This window comes from Larkinella rosea (genome assembly GCF_003858635.1).
Lineage (GTDB): Bacteria > Bacteroidota > Bacteroidia > Cytophagales > Spirosomataceae > Larkinella > Larkinella rosea.
In genome coordinates this window covers 51,246-75,957 of record NZ_RQJO01000015.1, presented here as the reverse complement: position 1 = coordinate 75,957, position 24,712 = coordinate 51,246, and the positions used below count along the sequence as shown (strand labels likewise).

The following is a 24,712-nucleotide window of genomic DNA, read 5'->3' as shown; positions in this document are numbered from 1 at the left end:
AATTGTATAACAGGCTGTTAGACCAAATTGTTTTCGGCTAGATACTCCGCAATCTGAACGGCGTTGGTGGCGGCACCTTTCCGCAGGTTATCGGCAACGATCCAGAGGTTCAGTGTATTTTCCTGGCTTTCGTCGCGCCGAATCCGGCCAACAAATACCTCATCTTTTCCGTGGGCCGTCAGCGGCATGGGGTACAGATTTTTTTTCGGCTCATCCTGAACAATCACACTTTCCGATTCGCTCAGGATTTTCGTGACATCCGCCACATCGAAATCGTTCTCAAACTCGATGTTTACGGCTTCGGAGTGACCGCCGATGGTCGGAATCCGCACGGTTGTGGCCGTTACCTGAATGGTGTCGTCGCCCATGATTTTTTTGGTTTCGTTCACCATCTTCATCTCCTCTTTCGTGTAGCCGTTATCCAGAAACACGTCGATGTGCGGCAACACGTTGAGGTCGATGGGGTGCGGATACACTTTCGGATTGGAATAATCGCCCGCACGCTCGGCATACAACTGATCGACGGCGGCTTTTCCGGTTCCGGTGACCGATTGATACGTTGAAACCACGACGCGTTTCACGCCGTACCGTTTGTGCAACGGGTTCAGTACGACTACCATCTGAATCGTCGAGCAGTTCGGATTGGCGATGATTTTATCTTCTTTCGTCAGCGTGTGGGCGTTGATTTCCGGCACGACCAGTTTTTTGGTCGGGTCCATCCGCCAGGCCGACGAGTTATCGACGACCGTAATCCCGGCTTCGGCAAACAACGGAGCCAGTTTGAGTGATGTGCCGCCACCCGCTGAAAAAATCGCAATAGCCGGTTTGGCCGCAATAGCATCCTCAAAGCTCACGACCGTAACCTGTTTACCCTTGAACGTAATCTGTTTACCCACCGAGCGTTCTGACGCGACAGGAATCAGTTCCGTTACCGGGAAGTTACGCTCTTCGAGCACTTTCAGGATTTCGCCACCGACCAGGCCGGTGGAGCCTACTACTGCAATTTTCATTTTTGTACCAATCAATTAAGTGAAAGTATTCTTAAAAATTGGGTGCAAAAATACGGAGAAATGCTGAGAGAACGGGGAAAGAATTCGAAAATTTCCGGATAATTCGCTCGTTATCAAAACCGCGCGACCAAACCCAGTCCGGAATTGCTGGATTCCCAATGCGGTTCGAGCCGCAGCGAAACGTCTTTGGTTTGCAACGATTTGTTGTAATACTGAATGGAACGGCGGAAATGAAAACCGGGTGTCCGGATCAATGTACCGATTAGGGCAGCGCCAAAACCGACCCCGAACGTAACCATACCGCCTTTTCTGGGTTCTTTTTTCGTTTCGGTATTCGCGTACGGGTTACCGAGGTAAACCATCCCGTTGCCGTACCAGGCGCCATTGTAGTACGTCAGCCCAGGCGGAACACCGTTTAGATTTTGGGTCTCTTTTGGGGTGGCCGCAATGATGAGTCCGACAATGGAGGCAATTCCACCCGTCACCATCAGTGTGGTGCCAATGCTGCGCCCGGTTTTGAACTGCCGGTATTCATTGATCGCGTTGGGATCGCCGGAAGCCAGAATGTATTTGCCCAGTTCCGTCGATCTTCGAACTTCGACACCGTCATATAGGTAGCGGGAGGTGTAACCCTGTCGGTAACCGTACCGGGTATATTGGGGCACTGAATACGTAGTGGTTTCAATGGGTTTTAGCGGCTCTTGTTGCGCCCATACTCCGACGGGCCACATCAGTAACAGAACGTATAGCGTTTTCATCGTCGAGATTTTTTAAGAAATCTACAGAAAAACACCATATATATGATTAAAAGTTGATTATAATTTTAGCAGAATGGATTTGATTATATTGGGATCAAATAGAAAATAGTAAGCAGGAAATGAATTTCCAGCCCATGACTTTGACTTTAGTCGTGGGGTCAATCGGGGTGATTGCAGGCATAAAACCGTTTAAACGGTTTTCTTTTAGTAGGCACTTATTCGTTGACCCACGGATTAATCCGTGGGCTGGATTTAAAATACAATCACCAGAAATTCGTATACAAAACCGCCAGAATCGTCAGAATCACCACTGAGCCAAAAATGAACGATGGTGTTACCTTGAACATCTTTTGGTCGATTTCCAGCCCTTTGGCGTTGTGGTGACTGGCCGGATCAGTGAGCGTAACGACGACCATCAGGGCGATGTCAAGGCAGAAAACCCACATCGTGCGGTGCAAAAACGGAATTTCGGCAGCTTTGACTCCGAACAGATTCATCACCTCCGGCCAAAATTTGAGCAAAACTGACAGCGGAATGCTCAGAATCGCAGCCGTTAAAGCCGCCCGCGTGGTGGTGCGTTTCCAGAAAAAACCGAGCAGAAAAATGGCGAAAACGCCCGGCGAAACGAAGTTGGTGTATTCCTGAATGTATTGGTACACCTGATCGAACGACCGCAGCATCGGCGCAATGATGATCGCGATGATGAACGCCACTACCACCGCATAACGCCCCACCCGCACCAGTTTCTGCTCCGACGCGTCTTTGTCGAAGAATTTCTTGTAAATATCGAGTGTAAAAATGGTGGAAATGCTGTTGCATTTGCCCGCCAGCGAGGCCACTACAGCGGCCGTCAGCGCGGCAAACGCCAAGCCTTTCATGCCCACCGGCAGCAGATTCATCAAAACCGGATAGGCATTATCGGGCCGAACGGCCCCGTTACTGGTCATTTCGGTCTGAAACGTGCCGTTCTGGTACAGGACGTAAGCCGCAATGCCCGGAATCACGACAATCAGCGGAATCAGCAATTTCAGAAAAGCCGCGAAGAGAATTCCGCTGCGGGCGGTTTTCAGATCGGCACCCAACGCCCGCTGCACAATGTACTGATTGCAACCCCAATACGACAAATTATTCACCCACATCCCGCCCGTGACCAGCGCCATACCGGGCAACACACTGTAGTGCGGATGGCCTTCGGGAAAATACATGTGGAAGTGCGAATCGGCATTTGTGCGCAGAGACAGTAACCCATTCCAGACACCGGAAACCCCGATTTTATTGGCCACCAGATCCAGCGCCAGATACGTAACGACCAAACCGCCGGTGATCAATACAACCACCTGAATTACATCGGTATAACCGATTACTTTCATACCGCCCAGGGTAATGAAAATAGCAAAAACCGCTAAGCCAATCGTACAGGTCGTGAACGAAATGCCGGCCAGCGACTCGATGGCAATGGCACCCAGATACAAAATGGAAGTCAGGTTGACCAGCACGTAAACCACCAGCCAGAAAATCGCGAGAATTGTACTCACCGTATCGTTATACCGCTGCGCCAAAAACTGCGGCATCGTGTAAATGCGGTTTTTGAGGTAAATCGGGATGAAAAAAACCGCCACGACGATCAATACGGCAGCCGCAAACCACTCATAGGACGAAATGGCCAGCCCCATTGCAAAACCGGAGCCCGCCATGCCGATGAAGTGTTCGGCAGAAATGTTCGACGCAATCAGCGAGGCTCCAATGGCCCACCAGGTCAGCGACCCTTCAGCCAGAAAAAAATCTTTGGTGTTGGTTTCAGCGGCTTTCCGACGGCGGTAAATCCAGTAGCCATAGCTGGATACAATGACAAAATAAAGCAGGAACACCGCATAATCGGCGGTCTGAAGGTGGTTCATTCCTCAGTAGGTCTATGTCAAAAGAACGGCAAAATAGAACTATTTCCATTTGTTTTCAACTTTCCGGGTGGTATAGGCCGGAATATCGGCAAACAAAAACCGCAGCCGGGTCGGGCTGCGGTTTTTAATAGGAATCAGATTCCAAGGACGGTTTATGATGAAGGTGCTTCGGTGGCCGTTTGCAATTGCTGGGCAATGGGTACAGACGGATAAATAACCTCACACGGATAACCAAACAGGCAATTGTCTTTGATGATCTTGGCAACGCCCTCGGGCACCATCGTCTCCCAACCGTCTTCCCCGGCTTTTACCATTTGCAGGACGCGATCGGTTGAAATGTGCAGGTTTTCCTCGTTGTAATCGGTAATGTCTTCAATTTTGTCGTTGGCGATCAGGTATTGGTACAATGGCTGCAAGTGGGGCGGCAATTGAAAATCCTGACACCGGTAAATTACACCATCGGACAGCAGCGTCGGATACACGAACAGCTTCACTTTCCGGCTGAACAGCGTCGCGAAAGATTCCAGAATCCCGCCCGGCAGGTTTTTGTAGTGTTGCTCTTCGAAAATATATTCCATGTTTGGAATACCCAGAATCAGGCCGATTTTCAGACGCGTCAACCGCGACAAATAAGCCACCAGACGGTAATATTCCAGAAAACTCGAAATCATCACGGTTTGCCCGAGCGAACACAGAATATCGACCCGGTCGAGAAAATCCTTTTCATCGATGCCGTGATCGACGTTGGCGGCCAGGTTGTGCAGCGTCAATTCGGCCACGGTCACCACCCGGGTTGGATCGATTTCCGGTTCTTCCAGAAACTGCTTCAAGCCGTTGCTGAGCATGTCGATGTGGACATTCGTAACGGGGCGCAATCGCCCGCGCAACAGCACGATATGGCGTTTATAAAGCGCTTCGGAAGGCTGCAGCACCTTTCCGTCCGGCCCAAACAAAGCCGCATTGGTAAAACCGTTCCGCACTAGATACAAGCTCATCAGCCGGTTATCGACGTTCGGGAAATCCGGGCCATCGAACCGGATCATATCAATTTCGATGCGTTCCGGCGACAGGTCGTCCATCAACGACAGCAGCAGCGTTTCCGGCGATTTGTAGTAATAATAACAGCCGTAAATCAGATTGACGCCAATCACGCCCAGTGCCTGTTGCTGCAACACGTTCTCGTTATCGAGCATCCGGACGTGGATAATCACGTCGTTATACGGTGCCTGGGGTTCCAGCTGAAACCGCAGACCAATCCAGCCATGTGACTCGTTGGTTTTCTGATAGTTAAGTGCTACGACGGTATTCGCAAATGCAAAGAACGTGGTGGTTTCACCCCGTTGTTCGGCCAGCCGTTTTTCCATCAGGCTGTATTCTTTGCTCAGCATTTTGATCAGCCGCGATTCGACCACGTAGCGACCGCTTTCTTCATGGCCGTAAATAGAGTCGCTAAAGGTCATGTCGTAAGCCGACATGGTTTTGGCAATGGTTCCCGACGCGCCCCCGGCTTTAAAAAACATGGCTGCGGTTTCCTGACCGGCCCCGATTTCGGCAAAAGAGCCGTAAATACGTCGGTCAAGGTTTATTCGCAGCCCTTTTTGTTTGGTTCCAATGGTTTTATCGTACATACGGTTGGCGAGTATACTGGTTCAGATGCGACGGGCCAGACTACTTTTGGTTTAAATTTACACATATCATTCCGAATATCGCCTATCGAATGTCCACTTCTACAACGTCCTTTCGGCATCTTTTTGTTTACGGAACGCTGCTCAGTGTCTCCAAACACCCTATAGCGGAGTTTTTACGTCGTAATACTCAGCTCGTCGGACCCGGTTTTTTCCCCGGCCGATTATACGATCTTGGCACGTATCCCGGCGCGGTTTTCAATCCTGAAGCCGACAGTTTTGTTCACGGCGAAATCTATTTTTTCCCGGAACCGGCCCTTAAAAATCAAAAGTTACTGCGAACGCTCGACGACTACGAAGGCGATGAATACGACCGAATCCTGGTCCCGGTTCAAACCGCCAACGGTTTTATCCAGTGCTGGACGTATGTGTTCAATCAGCCGACCGAATCATTCCCGCGCATTTTCTCCGGGCGTTTTTTTCGTTGACTTCAAATACAAAAACCCGCCTTTGCTGACGGGTTTTTGCTGCAAATTTACGCGCTTACAAAGCAACACCGTCAGAAATGCAACGGATTTCGGTCGTCAAACATATTGCTGCCACCCGCCCGGCGTTCCACCGACGAACCGATAGCGGGCAATTTCGGGCCCTGGTCTGCTGAAATCCGGGCGTTGCTGCCCGTAATTTGCGCCAGAGCCGTGCTCAGATACGTTTCTTCGATATCCCCCAATTGTTTCACGTCAAGCGGTTCGCTTTTGGCGATCGTCGGCACAAATCCGGTCGAATAATTTGACTCATTCTGCGCGTTAAACGACTTGAACACAATGGGTTGCATTCCCCACTTGATCTTACCGGTTTCATCCGAGATCGTGATCGAACCGACATTTTTGCCATAGGTGGTTTCGCCAATCGTAATCACCGGCATGAACGGTTTTAAGCCATTAATAATCAACTCACTGGCCGAGGCCGTTCCACCCGTTGTCAGGACATAAACCCGCGACAGATTGGCACCGATGTTTTGCGACTTGGCCTGAAACCGGGTCGTCAGCTCATCGGTTTTGTTTTGCGTTTTGAGTTCCGCCATGACGTCTTTGTTGTATTCCATCCGGTAATACGTTTTGGTATTATCGACGCCTTTGGCAATCATACTCGCCAGCTTCACCGACGACGATACGTAACCGCCCGGATTGTAGCGCAAATCAAGTACTAACTCGTTGACCCCCTGCGCTTTGAACTTACTGAAAACCTGTTCCAGTTTCTGATCGTAGGTGGTCGCCGTGCTGCCATTCGGGCCGGGAATAAACTGATTATAAACCAGGTAGCCGATCTTTTTGCTGCCAATGGTGTAAACCGAATCCAGATAAACCGGGTTTTGCTGGAACACTTCGGCAGTAACCGTTTTCACAGCGTCGGTATCAACAATTTTACCGCTTTCCACTTTGGCTAACCCGTAGTTAAATGTAGTCGGGTCATTGACTAACGACGCATAATTGCTGGTTGTCAACTTCTGGCCGTTCACAGAGGTAATAATATTCCCCCGTTTCAGACCGGCTTTGGCTGCGGGCGAACCGGGCAGCACGTACAACACCTTCATAATCACGTCGGTCGAACCCGATGCCCGCAAATAATATTTCACTTCCAGACCGGTCGTTTTTTCTTCTCCACTCAGCGACGATTTCAGTTCGTCGGCGCTTTCCTGAATCCACGAAAACCGGTCGCGTTCGGTATTGGCCTTGTTCGTATAATCGTAAAGCAGCGAATAAAAAAAATCTTCAGGTGCCAGAGTCGTGTCCGGCTTGGCCGGAATTTTGTCATTCCAGTAATAAACCGCCCGCATATTCTCCAGAATCCAGCCGTCCACTGACTGCGTAGCCGTCGAAGGGGAACTGCTGATGGGTGATTGTGGTGTAACTGAAGGATCTTTCGTACAGGCTGTCATCCAAAAACCGGCGCCCACCGCTACAATCGAACCCCACTGCCGTGCATTCCAGGAAAGTCTCATTAATGTTTTTTGTTGTTGAAGGTTTTAGAAAACTTATATTATCTAACGCACTATCGATCACTATATTTTAAACACAGCACGCACTCTATTTGTTCGGTAGACTGCACGCATTAATTGTATTTTAATCAGCGAAAGTCGTTATTTGTCGCCTTCAAATGTAACATTATCAAGTATCCAGTAACTTTAAGTCACTTTAGAATTGCTAGAAAACCGGCCTTCTCAGCGTGTACAAAGAAGGGAATATCAGCCCACGGTTTCAAGCGCAGGCCAATGGCAAATAGTTGTGAGTTTGGGAACCGTTGAAACGGTTCAGCATAAATTTTCATTTTATCCGGCCCCACGGACGGTTCGCCGTTGCGATCAAACCGTAGGCTGATAACCCTTTTCTGGCTTACAAAAAACCAAAACGTCCTGCGGTTTTCACAAGAGCATGAGCCCGGTGCAAAACCGCAGGACGTGGTACTTCAGAAATAGGGTAGCGCTATTTTTTGGCGGAATCCTTGCCCCAGCTCACCTTAAATTTTCCGTCGGTGATGGTGATTTCGCCACTGCCTTCGGTGCGCTTGGTATTGTCGTGGTCGTGCGGCCCCGACTTGGTCAGCATACCACCACCGGCTGCCGTAACGGCTTTGTCTTCCAGATTCTGCCGGAGGCCAAAACCGGAAATGGTAGCCAGCGCCCGTTTTTTATACGTCGTTTCTTTTAAGGTTGCTTCAAAGGTTCCTTCAATGCTGTTGTCAGTTACGCTGGTGATGGTTACCGTGCCTTTCCACGACTCGCCATCGCGGAACGCGTGGCCTAATCCTTTCGATTCTTCCGTATAATCGACCCAGGCCCAGATTACCCCCCCGTTCGAGTCTTTGTATTTCTTCTCCATTTCGCGGTCATTTTCCGCAATAACCGGATAGGTGCCCGGTTTCAACTGATCGACATACACGAAGCGAATCCAGGTCTGCACATCCGGACTTACATTCATGCCGGCAATGGCCAGGTATTTGACACCGGTAAACGGGAGATTTAAGCGCTGCGCTTTGGCCTGCCACTCTTTCCCGTTAATTTTGGCAGAAACCGTATTTTCCGGCGCTTGTCCGTAGGTCAATACGCTCCATCCGAAAGTCAGAATAAGGGCGAAAAACTTTTTCATAAGTATGTGTATTAGTTCCTGTTAGCAATAATTCAAAACAAACATACGTGAAACGGTAACAAATTGACTTACCATTCACGAAAAGACGTTTACAAAAATAACCGGCCTGATTCGCTCCGAAAATGACAACCGGATTGTATTGCCATTTAACCCCGTTAAAACCGCTCTTTTGTCGTATGAAACTGCTTTTGTTCGTTCTCTTTCCCTCCATTTTATTCGCGCAGTGGCAACCCCAAACCAGCGGAACCGATGCCAATTTCCGGGCTGTCAGCGCCGTGAGCAAAAAAGTGGTTTGGGTGGGCGGCAGCAAAGGAACGTTTGTTCGAACAACGGATGGCGGCAAAACCTGGAAAGCCGGAACGGTGCCGGGCGCCGAAACCTGCGATTTCCGCGATGTCCAGGCGTTCAGTGCGAACGAAGCCATTCTGATGGCCGCCGGACCCGCCGAAAAAGGCCAGGCCCGGCTCTACCGAACCAGCAACGGCGGTAAAACCTGGCAATTGATCTACCAAACCGCACAGGCTGGCGTCTTTTTCGACTCGATGGATTTCTGGAACCGCTGGGAAGGCCTGGTTTTCAGCGACCCGATCGGCGGGAAATGGTTTGTGATGCTTACAACCAACGGCGGCAAAAACTGGAAACGGGTTCCGCCCGAAAATTTACCGCCCCTGCAAGCAGGTGAAGCCGCCTTTGCGGCCAGTGGAACGAGCCTGATTACGCGGGGTTACAAATGGAAAACCTACAATTACCAACGCGCCTGGATCGCTTCGGGTGGAGCGGGTAAAGGACGGCTGTATTCGGCGCAAACCCCGACCTCAAACTGGGAAGTGACCGAAACACCGATTCCGGCCGGACCAACCGCCGGAATTTTTGGGTTGTGGTTCGATGCACAGGGCGAAAATGGCATGGCCATTGGCGGGGATTACAAAAACGAAAAAGCCGAATGGCAAAATGTAGCCGTTACCGCCGATCGCGGCAAAACCTGGACCGCCGGAGCGCCCACCGATCCGCCCGGCTTGAAGGAAGCCGTCGGGCGACTGTCGGGAAACCGGCTCATCGCCGTTGGCCCGTCCGGCACCTGCTACACAACCGACTTCGGAAAATCCTGGACCAAAATCGACGACTCAGCTTTCCATTCCATTGATTGCGAGGGCAGCAAATGCTGGGCCGTTGGTGCGAAAGGTGCCATTGCAACGATCGAAAATCTGAAGTAACATTTTGTCAGTTCTTCCCTGCTTTATCGGTTTTCTCCCGATTTCTTCGATAGTATGCTTGCATAATACCTACTAAAAATAGTAGCTTTACAATTCATGGCCAACATAGCGCACGAGCAACCGATACTGAACATGAAAAAAGAGAAAACCGTCGATTATCACATCAAAACGGGTTGGCATGCTATTTCGCGGATGTATAATGCCTATGCCGCCCGCTACGATATGACGATGGCAATCGGTTTTGTTTTGCTAAACATCGACATCGATCAGGGAACGCCCGCTACCAAAATCGGTCCGTTGCTGGGTATGGAACCCCGCAGCCTCGTCCGGATGCTGAAAAGCCTCGAAGAACGCGGCTGGATTCGGCGGGTGATCGACGAAAACGACAAGCGGTTTGTCCGCATTCTGCTGACGGATGCGGGAAAAGAAAAACGCGAAATTGCCCGCGAAGGCGTCATTCAGTTCAATAACGCCATCCGGGAAACCATTCCGCTGGAAAAACTGGTGGTTTTCTTCGAAGTAATGAAGGACATCAACCGACTGGTGGATGAAGAAAATACCAAAATCAAAGCCAGCGGCATCGTCCTGAACTCGGATTACGCGGATTAAGAGATTAACTAAGATGTCTTGAACTGGGATTACGCAGATTAAAGGATTAACTAGGATTAGCTTCCGCAATCTTTCGTATCCTGTTAATCCTTTAATCTGCGTAATCCCAGTTCAGAATTATGAATAGTATGCAAACAACCCTTCCAAAACCACAATCTGAAGGCTGGATTCCGGCCGCTAAAAACCGCAGCATTCGCCGGGTGGCCGTTTTAGGCTCCGGTATTATGGGTTCCCGCATTGCGGCCCATTTCGCCAACATTGGCGTGGAGGTGTTGCTGATGGACATGGTTCCCAATGCGCTGACGCCCGCCGAAGAAGCCAAAGGTCTGACGCTTGAGAAACCCGCCGTTCGCAACCGGATTGTGAACGATGCGTTTCAGAATCTACTGAAAGCCAGCCCGGCCGCGTTGTATAGTCCGAAATTTGCCCAACGCATTACACTGGGGAACTTCGACGACAACCTGAAAGAAATCGGCAAACACGACTGGGTGATCGAAGTGGTGGTGGAGCGGCTGGACATCAAGAAATCACTGTACGAGCGCGTCGAGCAATACCGAAAACCGGGCACGCTGATTACGTCAAACACCTCCGGCATTCCGATGCATCTGCTCACCGAAGGCCGGAGCGAGGATTTCCGGCGGAATTTCTGCGGAACCCACTTTTTCAATCCGCCCCGGTATCTGCGGCTGCTCGAGATCATTCCCGGCCCCGACACCGACCCGGCGATCATCGATTTTCTGATGAAGTACGGCGATCTGTATCTGGGAAAAACAACGGTTTTGTGTAAAGATACGCCCGCATTCATCGCCAACCGTCTGGGCATCTATGCCATGATTCAAACCATTCGCGTGGCGGAAGAAATGGGGCTGACGGTCGAGGAGGTCGATAAACTGACGGGGCCGGTGGTAGGTCGGCCGAAATCGGGAACGTTCCGCCTGTCGGATGTCGTCGGTTTGGATACGACGGCCAATGTCGCGGGCAATTTGCTGAACGTGCTGACCAACGACGAGTCGAAGGACACGTTCCAGTTGCCGCCCGTCATGCAGAAACTGATGGAAAACCGGTGGCTGGGTGACAAAACCGGTCAGGGATTTTATAAAAAGATCAAGGACGAAAAAGGTCAGTCGGTGATTCTGGCGCTCGATCCGAAAACGTTCGAGTACAAACCGTCAGAGAAAGTAAAATTTGCGACGCTGGAAAGTACGAAAAGCATTAACGACCTCAAAAAGCGGTTTTCGGTTTTGCTGGCGGGTCAGGACAAAGCCGGGGAGTTTTACCGCAAAACCTTCGCCGATCTGTTCCGGTACGCGAGTTTGCGCATTCCCGAAATTTCGGATGAATTGTACCGCATCGATGCCGCCATCACTGCCGGTTTTGGCTGGCAGTTGGGTCTGTTCGAAACCTGGGATGCCATCGGCGTTCGCAAAGGAATCGAGCTGATCGAATCACAAGGGCCGAAACCGGCGCAGTGGGTGTATGACATGCTCGAGGCCGGTTTTGAAAGTTTCTACAAAGTCGAAGGTGGTATTCGAAAATACTACGACATTCCGACGAAAAGCTATAAAGCCATTCCGGGAACAGAGCAGTTCATTTTACTGGAGAGTTTGTCTAATAATATCGTCTGGAAAAATGCCGGTTCGGCCCTTTACGATCTGGGCGACGGTATTCTGAACCTGGAATTCCGCAGCAAAATGAACACGATGGGTGCCGAGGTAATCGAAGGCATTCAAAAAGCCATCAGTCTGGCGGAGAAAGATTTTCGCGGTTTGGTGATCGGCAATGAATCGTCGGAAGCGTATACGGCGGGAGCCAATCTGGCGACGCTCTTTATGTTTGCCATCGAACAGGAATTTGACGAGATCAACCTCATGATTGCGCAATTCCAGCAAACGATGATGCGCGCACGGTATTCGTCCATTCCGGTCGTCGGCGCTCCGCATTCGCTGGCGCTCGGCGGGGGCTGTGAACTGAATCTGCACGTCGACCGCGTGGTGGCGCATTCAGAACTGTACATGGGTCTGGTGGAAGTGGGCGTCGGCCTGATTCCGGCAGGGGGAGGAACCAAGGAAATGGCCGCCCGCGCCAGCGATCTTTACCAAACCGGTGATCCCGAACTGAACATTCTGCAAAGCATTTTCATGAACATTGCCACGGCGAAGGTTTCGACCTCGGCGCAGGAAGCCCGCGAGATGAACTACCTGCTGCCCTCGGCGCAGGTAGTGCTGAACCGAAACCGCCTGATTGCCGAAGCGAAACAAGTCGCCATCGAGCTGGCTGAAAACGGGTATACGCAACCCAAACCACGCAACGACATCAAAGTACAGGGCAAAACCGGAATTGCGTTGTTCAAAGCCGGGATAACGGCCATGCGCATGGGTCGCTACATTTCCGACCACGATCAAAAAATCGCCGAAAAGCTGGCGTACGTCATTTGTGGAGGTGATCTGAGCACACCGCAAACCGTATCCGAACAGTATTTGATCGATCTGGAGCGCGAAGCTTTTCTATCCTTAACCGGTGAGAAAAAGACGCTGGAGCGGCTTCAGGGGTTATTGAACGGAGGAAAACCGCCGAGAAACTGATTTTTTAGAAGCGAGATGTGAGACAAGAGAATAAAGACCTTGCACAGTAACCTCACATTTAGAAAATGGAAACACACAATTTTAGAAACCTGAAAGTTTGGCAGTTATCGGTAGATTTTGTGACCAGTGTTTACCTATTAACTACCCAGTTTCCAAATGAAGAGAAATTCGGTTTGATTTCTCAAATCAAGCGGTCGGCGATTTCTATTCCTTCCAATATTGCGGAAGGCTCCGGACGCGGAAGCAATAAAGAATTCGCTCGTTTCTTATCTATTTCGCTCGCTTCGTCTTACGAATTAGAAACACAGCTAATCGTGGCAAATCGTCTCAATTTTCTAACAGAAACTATTGTTCTAGAAATAACCCAGAGATTACATGAGATCCAGAAAATGATATTCTCACTGCATAAGAAGTTTGAAAGTCCGATTTCTTCCTAAATGTGAGAATATCTCTTGTCTCTTGTCTACCCTCTTTAATCTCAATAAAACATGGACGCATACATCGTAGCTGGATATAGAACCGCCGTCGGGAAAGCTCCCCGGGGCGGATTGCGACTCACCCGACCGGACGACCTGGCGGCTGAAGTCATCAACCATTTGCTGGCGCAGCTTCCGAATTTCGATCCCGCCCGCGTGGAAGACCTGATTGTCGGTAATGCCGTGCCGGAAGCCGAACAGGGCATGCAAATCGCCCGGTATATTGCCTTGCTGTCGCTGCCCAAAAGTGTGCCGGGGATGACCATCAACCGGTATTGCGGCTCGGGACTCGAAGCCATTGCCATTGCCTCGGCCAAAATCCACGCGGGGCTAGCCGATTGCATCATTGCCGGAGGAACGGAATCAATGTCGCTGGTGCCGGTAATGGGCTGGAAAACCGCTCTGAACTTCGAAATCGCGCAGAAACACCCGGATTATTACATCGGCATGGGGCTAACCGCCGAGCAGGTAGCCGAGCAATTTAAAATTGACCGGGAAGCGCAGGACCAGTTTGCCTACGAATCGCATCAGAAAGCGCTGGCGGCTCAGGCTGCCGGAAAGTTCGACGGTGAGATTGTGCCGATTTCGGTGAAAGAAACCTATTTCGACGCCGATTCGGGCAAAAAGAAAACCCGCGAGTGGACGGTTGGCAAAGACGAAGGCCCGCGCGCCGACACCAGCTTTGAAGCCCTGAATAAACTAAAACCGGTTTTTGCCGCGGGCGGATCGGTCACCGCCGGGAACTCGTCGCAAACCTCCGACGGAGCGGCCTTTGTCATTGTCATGTCGGAAAAACTGGTGAACGAACTGGGTTTGAAACCGAAAGCGCGCATGATGTCGTACGCAGCCGCGGGCGTGGAGCCCCGAATCATGGGAATCGGGCCGGTCAACGCGATTCCGCTGGCACTGAAAAAAGCCGGTCTCAAGCAGGACGACATTGACCAGATCGAACTAAACGAAGCCTTTGCGGCCCAATCGCTGGCGGTTATTCAGGAACTTGGACTGGATCGCGGCAAGATCAATCCGAACGGGGGCGCCATTGCACTCGGTCATGCGCTCGGTTCAACGGGAGCCCGGTTATCGGTGCAACTCCTGAATGAAATGGAACGGCAAAACCAGAAATACGGCATGGTTTCGGCCTGTGTCGGCGGAGGTCAGGGCGTCGCCGGAATTTTTGAACGGCTTTAAAAACAGAACTTTTTGAATGATTTGAACAGAAGGGAGCCAACGGTTCCCTTTATTTTTTGTGGATCACCAACCGGGCACCAACAACCGCTGTCAGATCCGGTAAATTATTCCATTGCCGAACCTGCTCCGGTTTTACTTTATAGCGCAGACCAATCCGGTACATATTTTCACCAGCCTGCACAATATGAATGAGTTCATCGCCCGAACCGGCCACTGGTGGTGCGGTTGGTACACCAACCGCCGACTTAATTGCTGCGGGCTTGGAAGCAGGTACCGAAGCCGGTTTTGCCACGGCTGGGTTTACCGGACTGGGTTTTGCAGCTAGCGGAACTAACCCTTTTTGGGTAGGCGATTTTGACTGGTCAACCAACAATGCCTGACCGGGACGCAGCGGTTTTTGGGCTGATAGATTATTCCAGATGTACAGTTGCTGAACTGTTACATTGTATTTCCGGGCAATCGTCGCATACGTATCGGTTTTTTCGGCAATGTGCATCACCAACGGGCCGCTTACTTCTTCCGGTTCTTCCTCGACCGGTTTTGCGGGCATCACCTTCTCATTCAGGCTGGCAGGCACAATCATTTTTGCCGCACTGGAGCGAATGAGCGGCATTTGCGGTTCGTTCAACATCGCAATCATACTATCCAACGCAGCCAGCGTACTTCGCGCCGGAACCGAGGCTGGCGGTTTTTCGGTTGCTATTCGTTCCGAAGACCCGGCCAGCTCGGGCACCGTTTTTTTATCAGCAGAATCCGGTTGTGCAACCGCCAGAACCGGCTCCGGTTTCGGGGTGGGATCGGTTGTACCCGGTTTTACCGGGCCGCGGTAATACTCAACCGGCAGATTGGCCGGCCGTTTCTTCTGAAGCCATAAAATCCGGGCCACGGCGGGCTGCTGCTCCGGGTTTACATCATTGTATTCAATCAGTTTATCAAGCAGAATCCCGTACTGCTGCGCGATGGCCCACAGCGATTGCCCTTTTCTGACAATGTGAAACGGTACATTCGCCCGTTTGCTTTTTTTCCGTAAATAATAAATTTCACCGGCTACAATCGGTCGGTCACTGCGCAAATCATTGTATTTCTGAAACTTATCGATTTTTAATTTACCCTGATAAGCCAGCGTAATCCGGTTATCAAACAACTGCGCCTGAATGCCTTTTTTACCGTTGATCCGGTAAAACACTCCTCCCCGATCGCCCGGTTCAGCCGTACTTTTCTGCAACAGCGGAAATCCGGCATCCTGTAAAACCGCCTGGTTTTCTTCCGAAGAACTGACTTGCTGCTTCAATTCCGCATAGTGTTCCAGCGTGGTCGGCACGTAAACCGTATAATCTTCATGATCGGGAACCCGGGAAGATTTTAGCCATGTATTGTGCTGATCAACAGCGGTTTGGCTGGCCTGACACAGTGTGGCAATCTGCCGTAGATTTTTCCCCCTTGATTCTTCATAGGGGAACAGAACCAGCTGTTTTTGAGGATGATAAACCGACAGCGCTCGTTCCAGAACAATTTTAGACGCCAGCAACCGGATCAGAAACGTGTCGCGCGGATCATTCAGTGCGTAGATTTTCGAATCGACGGGCTCCTGCGACCAAAGCCGGGTGGTATCGGCCCGCAGCAGTTGATCGTAGCGATGCACCACCGACACCCAGTTGGGTTTTCGGCTATAAAGCTGTTTCAATCGGGGAATAACTGCCAGCGTCGAGCGAATGGGGTGCCGACGTTCGTCAACAAAAACATCGTTTCGGAGTTCATGCAGGCTGGTTTTATCCAATGCCCAGAATTCGGGGAAAACGTCATCAGAACCGGCTATCTGGCTGTGCAGTGCGAGGAACAAAAAATCGTCGGATAAGGAGTTCTGAGCCAGTAAAGGCTTGATAATGGGAAAGTAAAAGTTCATTCGTTCCAGCCGGGACGTCACCAAAGCCCGGTTCACGTACAGCAATTCCGCTTCCTGCTGGACCAGATGTTGCGTTGCCGACGTTAAAAGAATCGTCACTCCGGCAAACTCCAGGCGGTTACCAATCCGGGGAACACCCTGCGCCCGGGCCGTTCCACCCTGAAGCAAAATACCCAAAATCAATCCAAACAGCCATTTAACTGGCACCGGATTCAGAAATTGTCCGAAAACCGCTTGTTTGAATTTACTTCCTTGTTTCATAACTACAAATCAAATCGCAGACGAAAGATATACTAAAATAATATATGTACAACCAATAAAAAAATTATTTTATACCCTTTAGATACTAAATCGCGAAAACCGGTTAATTAAAAAGGTTTACTGAAACCGTTCGATCGGGATTGAACTACCATTTTGTAGTTTTTTCGTATGCTTGCATACTATTTTTGCTTTTTATACCTTTGTATTTTAAAGGTATGTCTGCATACCTGCCCTACAACCTATCGACCTATACGTCATGATTGCCACAGACCCTAAAGCATCAATTAAAGGCGGTGAGTTTCTAATTAAAGAAACCGATGCGTCGCAGGTGTTCATTCCGGAGGAGTTTTCGGAAGAACAACAGATGATTGCCGCTACCTGCCGCGAGTTTCTGGAGCGCGAAATCTGGACCCGGCTGGACGAAATCGACCAGGCCAAGTCACCGGAGCTGATTGCGTCGTTGATGGACAAAGCCGGTGAACTGGGTTTACTTGGAACCTCGGTGCCGGAAGAATACGGCGGTTTTGGGATGAGCTTCAACACGTCGATGCTGGTCACGGAAATAACCGGCGCCGGGCATTCGTTTTCGGTGGCGCTATCGGCCCATACCGGCATCGGCACTTTACCGATTGTGTATTACGGCAACGACGATCAAAAATCAAAATACCTGCCCAAACTCGCTACCGGTGAGTGGAAAGCCGCTTATTGCCTGACCGAACCGGATTCGGGCTCGGATGCGAATTCGGGCAAAACGAAAGCGAACCTGTCGGAAGATGGCAAGCATTACGTCATCAATGGCCAGAAAATGTGGATTACGAACGGCGGTTTTGCCGACCTGTTCATTGTTTTTGCCAAAATCGATGATGACAAGAATCTAAGTGCTTTTATCGTTGAAAAGAGTTTCGGCGGAATTACAATGAACGAGCCGGAACACAAAATGGGTATCAAAGGCTCCGACACACGCCAGATTTTCTTCAACGATTGTCAGGTTCCGGTCGAAAATCTGCTTTCGACGCGCGGCAACGGTTTTAAAATCGCCGTCAATATTCTCAACGTTGGCCGGATTAAACTGGGCGTGGCCGCCGTTGGCGGTGCGAAAGAAGTGATCAATAACGCCATTCGGTACGCGAACGAACGCAAACAGTTTGGCACACTGATTTCTGGTTTTGGAGCCATCAGGCACAAACTGGCCGAAATGGCGGTGAAGGTATATGCCTGCGAAACCGCCTGTTACCGCGCCGGGCAAAACATTGACGATTTGATCGAAAGCCTGAAAGCCAGTGGCACGACCGATGCGGAAGCGAAACTGAAAGCGCTGGAGCAGTTCGCCATCGAGTGCGCGATGATGAAAGTGCACGGTTCGGAAGTTCTGGATTATGTCGTCGACGAGGGGGTTCAGGTTTACGGCGGCATGGGCTATTCGGCCGACGCACCCATGGACCGGGCCTACCGCGACGCCCGCATCAACCGGATTTTTGAAGGCACGAACGAAATCAACCGCATGCTGACGGTCGATATGACGTTGAAGCGGACGATGAAAGGTGAACTCGATCTGATGGGTCCGGCGATGGCGGTTTCCAAAGAAATTATGTCGATTCCCGATTTCAGTACCGAAGAAGAAGAAGTGCTGTTCGCAGCCGAGAAAAAAGTGTTGCGGAACCTGAAAAAAGCCGTTCTGATGGTGGCCGGTGCGGCCGTTCAGAAGCTGATGATGAAGCTGTCGGAGGAGCAGGAAATCCTGATGAATCTGGCCGATATGATGATTGAGGTTTACGTGGCCGAGTCGGTATTGCTGCGGGTTGAGAAACAAATCGCCGTCAAGGGTGAATCGGCCATGGCCTTGCAAAAAGATCTGGCGCTGGTGTATTTACACGAAGCCGTCGAGAAAATCAACAACGCGGGGCGGTCGGCGATTTCGTCCTTTGCCGAGAGTGATGAAATGCGCGTGATGCTGATGGGCCTGAAACGTTTTACGAAAATCGACCCCCTGAATCTGAAAGATACCCGCCGTCGCATTGCCGATGCGATGATTGCGGAAAACAAATATATTTTCTAAGAAATGCAGGCCGACCGGTTTCAGAAACCGGTCGACCGAACGATTAACTTCACAACTAAAAACCAAAACTGTATAAGCCGACTGCGGATTCGCGGTCGGCTTTATTGTTTTATTTCAGAACGTGCAAAGCCGTCGGAAATTATACTGATAGCTCACCTTCTACTCCATCGTCTTGCCCATCACCAGCGAAGCAGCAATCTTGATGAGCGCAACTAATCGTGTGTGGGAGATTGCCTGATTACGTTGAGAAAGAGTGAGTATTAAAAACCGCCGTTATTCTCTCCTATCATTTCCTTAAGAGCCCTGATTACCAGCCGAAAACCGCCAATTATAAACTCGCTTGGTAAAATTTCAACTATTTTTAAGACCTTACGCCGTTCTTTACCGCAACAATTCCCGAACCATGAAGACGTTTCTGCGTCCGTTGGCAGCCCTGGCTGCGCTCTTTCTGTTAACCACCTGTTCACACCTTAGCAATTCGGTCCGGCTGATCAACCAAAACTTCGGAGATGAAGTCACCCGGAACCAGAATCTGGTCTTTACATTCAGCAAGGATCTGGTGCCGGAGGGGCGGCTGAACGAATGGGATTCAACGCAATATGTGGTTTTTGAACCGGCGGTAGCGGGTAACTTCCGGTGGACCGCGCCCAACGAACTGGTTTTTTCTCCGGCAGTAGCCTTCAAACCGGCCACGGAATACAAGGCCGAACTCAACAATGCCCTGGTTCGCCAGCAGAAAGACGAGCAGTTGTCGCTGGATAACGAAACCATCGCCTTTCATACGCCCTATCTCCAGTTGAACGACACCGAATTCTGGTGGACGCGCGGAGAAACCGGTCGCCCGGTGGCCAAAGCGAAACTGAATTTTAATTACCCGGTGAGCGGAGCCGAACTGGCCGGGTTGCTGAAAATCAACGCCGAAACCGACAAGGCGCTGACGACGCAGGTGTTACAAACCTCGCTGAATGAGACGATTCCGGTGGCACTTTCCAACGCGCCCTCGGCCCGCAACGAAACTCCGCTGACCATTCAGATCGGGAAAGGCCTGAAAGTCCCGAACACGGCTTTCAGCACCAAAGAAGATTTTGAACAGAAAACCGTGCTGCCCTCCCAGTATACGCTCGATGTAGTGGACGTGAAAACCGGTTTTGAGAACAACGAAGGTATCATTCGGGTCATTACGACGCAGGAGTTGCAGGCCAGCCAACTGAGCACGTATTACACACTGGCACCGGAAGCCGAAACCCGCGCCGAACCCACCGAGAACGGTTTTATCATTCGCGGCAACTTCAGCGAAACCGACACCTACGTCCTGACGCTGACCGATCAGATGAAGGGCGTTCTGGGTGCCAGACTGGACGAAGCGGTTTCGAAAGACGTGTTTTTCGGGAAAATGCCCGCCGGGATTTCCTTCGTCAACAAGCGGGCGGTATATCTCTCGTCGAAAGGGGCAAAAAACGTGGGCGTCAACATCGTCAACGTGCCGAAAGTGGATGTGACCATTGCGAAGATTTACGAGAATAATATTCTGCATTACCTCCGCTCGGGCCGCTACGAAGAATCCGGTGAAATCGACGGGGAATGGCAGCCGCTGGGAACGCATTATTATTACAGCGACGAGCAGGAGAACTACAGTGACGTCCTCGTGCACAAAACCGTTGAAACCGCCAACCTGCCCAAAGCCAAAGGCGTTTCAGCGCTGAACCTGTCGCTTCCCGACCAAACCACCACCAGCCCAAATCCGCCCCGCGGGATTTACCTCGTCACGGTCAGTTCGAAAGACGATGCCTACGTGAGCGCGACCAAGCTGATTTCGGTGTCGGACGTCGGCTTGATTACCAAACAGGGCGCCGATGAAGTCTGGGTGTTTGCCAATTCCATCAAAACCGCCGAGCCGCTGGCAAATGTCGATATCTCGCTGATTAGCAGCAACAACCAGGTCATTGCGACGGTGCAGACCAACGGCAAGGGCCTGGCGCATTTTGAAAAAATAACCGCCAAAAATCCCGGTTCCAAACTGGCGATGGTGCTGGCCAAAACCGAAGACGACTTCAATTATTTGCTGTTGCAGGATGCGAAAGTAGAGACCTCACGCTTTGAAGTGGAAGGCAAACGCGACAATCCGACCGGTTTTGACGCCTTTGTCTACGGCGACCGCAACATTTACCGCCCCGGCGAAACGATTCACTTCAACACGATCATTCGCAACCCGGTTTGGGAGAGCGTCGGCGAGATTCCACTGAAAATCAAAGTGTTGTCGCCCAATGGGAAAGAATACCGCGTGCTGCGCCAGACGACCAACGAACAGGGCGCCGTTGCCACCGACGTGCCCATCGATCCGGCGGCCGTGACGGGAACCTACATCACCGAAATTTACAACGCCAACGACGTGCTGCTGGCGTCGCGCAACATCAGCATCGAAGAATTTATTCCGGATCGAATTCGGGTAGAGGCCCGCACCGAGCGCGATGCCTACCGAACCGGCGAAACCGTAACGATGACCGCGACTGCCACCAATCTGTTCGGTCCACCGGCCACCGGGCGCACCTACGAAATGGATCTGCAACTAAAACAGCGGGCGTTTACAGCCAAGCAGTTCCCGGATTATACGTTTGCCATCGAGAGCAATACATCGTTTGAGAAAAACCTGCGGCAGGGTGTTACCGACGGCAACGGACAAGCCATCGAGCGGTTTCCGATCTCGGCGAGCTACCACGACATCGGCGTGCTGGAAGGCAAATTATTCGTGACGGTTTTTGACGAAAACAGCCGCCCGGTCAATCGCTTGAAGCAACTCGATGTATTTACGCAGGAAACGTTTTACGGGATTCGGCTGGCCGATTCCTACGTTGGCACCAACGCGCCACTGCCCGTTGAAGTCGTGGCCGTGGATCGAAACGGCAATTTGCAGAAAGGCGCGACGGCCCAGGCCGAAGTGGTCCGGTTTGAATACCAGACGGTGATCGAAAAACAGTACGAGCAGTTGCGGTACGTTTCGAAAAAACGCGAGAAGGTCGTTTACACCAATAACCTGACGTTCGGCGACGGCCGGGCCAAATTCAGTTACGTACCGACGGTTTCGGGTGAATACGAAGTGCGCGTCCGGCGGTCGGGCAAATCCGGCGAGGTGGCGGCAGCTTACACGGCGGTTTCGTATTACGCTTACGGTTTTGGCACCACGCAAAGCTCGTCGTTCGAAGTCAGCACGGAAGGACAAGTGTTGATGGAGTTTGACAAAGAACAGTACAAAGTCGGCGACAAAGCGAAAGTGTTGTTTAAAACACCCTTTGAAGGCAAGTTGCTGGTCACGCTGGAACGGAATAAAGTGCTGGAAACGCAGGTGCTGGAAACCGACAAGAAAGCCGCTGAACTAACATTTAATCTGTCCGGAGAACACTTGCCGACGGTTTATGTGACGGCCACGCTGATCCGGCCCATCGACGGGTCCAATCTGCCGCTGATGGTTGCCCACGGTTTTGCCCCGATCCTGGTGGAAGACCCGGACACGCAATTACCGGTCGAGATCGCGGTGGCAAGTCAGTCGCGTTCCAAAACAAAGCAGCACATTTCGGTCAAAACCAAACCGAATGCCGAGCTGACGGTAGCTGTGGTCGATGAGGGAATCCTGCAACTGAAGAATTTTCAGACGCCTGATATTCACGGCTATTTTTACCAGAAACGCGCCCTGGAAGTCAACAGTCACGATTTGTATTCGTTTCTGTTTCCCGAATTAAACATCGCCGGAAGTTCGTCGTTCGGCGGTGACGGCTATAATCTGGGCAAACGCATCAATCCGCTGAGCAACGGGCGGGTGAAATTAGTCGCTTTGTGGAGTGGCGTTCTGAAAGCCGACGGCAGCGGAGAAGCCAGTTTCGACATCGCGATTCCGCAGTTTTCGGGCGATTTACGCGTGATGGCCGTCGCGTACAAGGATAAGGCGTTTGGTTCAGCGACGAAAAATATGAAAGTGGCCGATCCGCTCGTGATCAGCACTGGAGCCTCCCGGTTTTTGAGTCCGGACGACGAGTTGAGTTTACCGGTCACGATCAGCAATACGACCAAAAAACCGGCGAATGTTTCGGCTTCGCTGAAACTGACCGGCGCTCTGCTGGCGAACGGCCCGGCCACGCAGCAATTGACCATCCAGCCGGGGCAGGAAGCTCGCGCGATATTTAGCGTAAAAGCGAAAACCGCCATCGGAACCGGCAACATCACGGTTTTGGTGAAAGGGCTTAACGAAACGTTCAGCGAAAGCATCGACCTGACAGTTCGGCCGGTAACTTCATTGCTGAAAACCGCCCAATCGGGCGTAGTGGCCGCCAACCAATCGCAAACCATCGACCTGACGAATCAATTTATTCCCGGCACGGTGCGCAGTCAGTTGACCGTCAGCCGGTCGCCGATGATTCAGTTGAGCAAGGAACTGTCGTATCTGCTGGGTTATCCGTACGGGTGCATGGAACAAACGATTTCCAAGGCGTTTCCGCAGTTGTATTTTGCCGAAGTGCTCAAAACGATGGGAAAACCGGGGACGTATTTCGTGCGTTCCGGCGAAAGCGATCTGAATCCGACCTACACTGTTCAGGAAGCCATCCGGCGCGTGGAGTCGATGCAACTGGCCGACGGCGGTTTCAGCATGTGGCCCGGTTTGCCGACCGAAGACGGCTGGGCGTCGGCCTATGCCGTTCATTTCCTGACCGAAGCCCGGCGCGCTGGGTTTGAAATCAGTCCATCGGTGTATAGCAAAGCCCTCGACCGGCTGAATACCCGCACGAGCAGCCCCGCGCTGGAAGACGAAATGACGTTCAGCGAAAGCGGAAACTCGGTTCGTAAAATCATCAGTCGGCAAAATTTGTACGGATTATATGCACTGGCGTTGGGTGGCCAACCCAACCGTCCGGCGATGAATTACTACAAAACCGCAGCCCTGCGCCCGAACGAAACGATGTTGACCCCGGACAGCCGGTATCTGCTGGCGGCTACGTTTTACCTGACCGGCGACACCCGCAGTTACGAGGCCTTGTTGCCAAAAAAATTCACAAACACGACCAACCGGCGGCAATCGGGCGGCAGCTATGCCTCCCCCATTCGCAACCTGGCCTTGGTGTTGAACACCTTACTGGAAACCGAGCCGGATAATCTGCAGATTCCGACGCTGGCGCGGCAATTGTCGCAGGCTTTGAACACCAGTTCGTATTTGAACACGCAGGAATCGGTTTTTGCGGTGCTGGCGCTGGGGAAATTTGCCAAAAAAGCCGCCACGTCGACGGCTACGGCCACGCTTTCGGCGGATGGAAAAACCGTCGGTGCGTTTACCGGAAAAACCCTGAATCTGACGACTGGGATTGCCAACCGCAAACTGAAGCTGGCGACCCAGGGCAGCGGCAGTCTGTACTGGTTTGCCCAGACGGAAGGCCTGAGTGCAACGGGCAACTACACGGAAGAAGATGCCGGTTTGCGGGTTCGCCGGGAGTTTCTGAACCGCGATGGCGCACCGATGTCGTCGTTCAAACAGAATGACCTGGTGGTGGTGCGGCTTTCGTTAGCGAGCGATAACGGTATTCCGGTTACTAATGTGGTTGTGACGGACATGTTGCCCGCCGGTTTTGAGATCGAAAATCCACGGCTGAATGAACCCCGCGAAATGCCCTGGATCAAGGGTGCTTCAACGCCCGACCATTTCGACGTTCGCGACGACCGGATTCACTTTTTTACCTCGGCCGGAACAACCGAAAAAACATTTTATTACCTCGTCCGCGTCGTGTCGAAGGGGCGGTTTTCACTGGGGCCGGTATCGGCAGATGCCATGTATGACGGCAGTTTGCGGAGTTATTCGGGGGGAGGAAGTATAACCACAAACTAACAAAAGAAAATCGAAAAGTGACTTTTAGAACTAAGTTGCGTCTATTAAGTATATCTCACCAATTTAGCGGGTGGCACGAACGTCCCGCAAGTCGGTTAAATACCCCGTTTTCTCCTGATTAGG

General features: G+C 51.4%; 15 protein-coding genes. 8 read left to right on the top strand and 7 right to left on the bottom strand.

From position 1 onward, the window contains the following. Positions 1–17: 17 nt before the first annotated feature. From EHT25_RS26705 to EHT25_RS26690, 4 genes are all read right to left on the bottom strand, one after another. Positions 18–1,010, bottom strand: coding sequence for an aspartate-semialdehyde dehydrogenase (locus EHT25_RS26705; protein WP_124878396.1), 993 nt, complete (start codon positions 1,008–1,010; stop codon positions 18–20). Between the two features lie 113 nt (positions 1,011–1,123). Further along, the gene (locus tag EHT25_RS26700; protein WP_124878394.1) at positions 1,124–1,768 is read right to left on the bottom strand and encodes a hypothetical protein; all 645 of its coding nucleotides are present in this window, start codon (positions 1,766–1,768) and stop codon (positions 1,124–1,126) included. A 263-nt stretch (positions 1,769–2,031) separates the two neighbouring features. After that, on the bottom strand, positions 2,032–3,666 hold the full coding sequence (locus EHT25_RS26695; RefSeq protein ID WP_124878392.1) for a sodium:solute symporter family transporter: 1,635 nt from the start codon (positions 3,664–3,666) through the stop codon (positions 2,032–2,034). 152 nt (positions 3,667–3,818) lie between these two features. Then, the gene (locus EHT25_RS26690; protein ID WP_124878390.1) at positions 3,819–5,294 is read right to left on the bottom strand and encodes a TonB-dependent receptor; all 1,476 of its coding nucleotides are present in this window, start codon (positions 5,292–5,294) and stop codon (positions 3,819–3,821) included. A gap of 89 nt (positions 5,295–5,383) precedes the next feature. On the opposite strand from EHT25_RS26690, the gene EHT25_RS26685 reads away from it, so the two are divergent. After that, the gene (locus tag EHT25_RS26685) at positions 5,384–5,779 is read left to right on the top strand and encodes a gamma-glutamylcyclotransferase family protein (protein ID WP_124878388.1); all 396 of its coding nucleotides are present in this window, start codon (positions 5,384–5,386) and stop codon (positions 5,777–5,779) included. Between the two features lie 71 nt (positions 5,780–5,850). Here EHT25_RS26685 and EHT25_RS26680 read toward each other — a convergent pair whose 3' ends face one another. After that, entirely contained in the window at positions 5,851–7,293 is a 1,443-nt protein-coding gene (locus EHT25_RS26680) for a S41 family peptidase (RefSeq protein WP_124878386.1), read from the bottom strand. 481 nt (positions 7,294–7,774) lie between these two features. Beyond that, positions 7,775–8,437: a hypothetical protein gene (locus tag EHT25_RS26675; RefSeq protein WP_124878384.1), complete on the bottom strand. Its 663-nt coding sequence runs from the start codon at positions 8,435–8,437 to the stop codon at positions 7,775–7,777. A gap of 176 nt (positions 8,438–8,613) precedes the next feature. On the opposite strand from EHT25_RS26675, the gene EHT25_RS26670 reads away from it, so the two are divergent. The 5 genes from EHT25_RS26670 (at position 8,614) to EHT25_RS26650 (ending at position 14,506) form a co-directional block, all read left to right on the top strand. Next, positions 8,614–9,651 (top strand): beta propeller repeat protein, encoded by a 1,038-nt coding sequence (locus tag EHT25_RS26670; protein ID WP_124878383.1) that lies wholly within the window; start codon positions 8,614–8,616, stop codon positions 9,649–9,651. Between the two features lie 132 nt (positions 9,652–9,783). Further along, the gene (locus EHT25_RS26665) at positions 9,784–10,260 is read left to right on the top strand and encodes a MarR family winged helix-turn-helix transcriptional regulator (protein ID WP_124878381.1); all 477 of its coding nucleotides are present in this window, start codon (positions 9,784–9,786) and stop codon (positions 10,258–10,260) included. A gap of 128 nt (positions 10,261–10,388) precedes the next feature. Then, entirely contained in the window at positions 10,389–12,842 is a 2,454-nt protein-coding gene (locus EHT25_RS26660; RefSeq protein WP_124878379.1) for a 3-hydroxyacyl-CoA dehydrogenase/enoyl-CoA hydratase family protein, read from the top strand. A 65-nt stretch (positions 12,843–12,907) separates the two neighbouring features. Then, positions 12,908–13,279, top strand: a complete 372-nt coding sequence (locus tag EHT25_RS26655; RefSeq protein ID WP_124878377.1) for a four helix bundle protein — start codon at positions 12,908–12,910, stop codon at positions 13,277–13,279. Between the two features lie 51 nt (positions 13,280–13,330). Then, complete coding sequence (locus EHT25_RS26650; RefSeq protein ID WP_124878375.1) at positions 13,331–14,506, top strand: acetyl-CoA C-acyltransferase; 1,176 nt, start codon at positions 13,331–13,333, stop codon at positions 14,504–14,506. 49 nt (positions 14,507–14,555) lie between these two features. On the opposite strand, the gene EHT25_RS26645 is transcribed toward EHT25_RS26650, so the two are convergent. After that, positions 14,556–16,670 (bottom strand): LysM peptidoglycan-binding domain-containing protein, encoded by a 2,115-nt coding sequence (locus EHT25_RS26645; RefSeq protein ID WP_124878373.1) that lies wholly within the window; start codon positions 16,668–16,670, stop codon positions 14,556–14,558. 256 nt (positions 16,671–16,926) lie between these two features. On the opposite strand from EHT25_RS26645, the gene EHT25_RS26640 reads away from it, so the two are divergent. Both EHT25_RS26640 and EHT25_RS26635 read left to right on the top strand, forming a co-directional pair. Beyond that, entirely contained in the window at positions 16,927–18,726 is a 1,800-nt protein-coding gene (locus tag EHT25_RS26640) for an acyl-CoA dehydrogenase FadE (protein WP_124878371.1), read from the top strand. 403 nt (positions 18,727–19,129) lie between these two features. Beyond that, on the top strand, positions 19,130–24,589 hold the full coding sequence (locus tag EHT25_RS26635; RefSeq protein WP_124878369.1) for an alpha-2-macroglobulin family protein: 5,460 nt from the start codon (positions 19,130–19,132) through the stop codon (positions 24,587–24,589). Positions 24,590–24,712 lie beyond the last annotated feature (123 nt).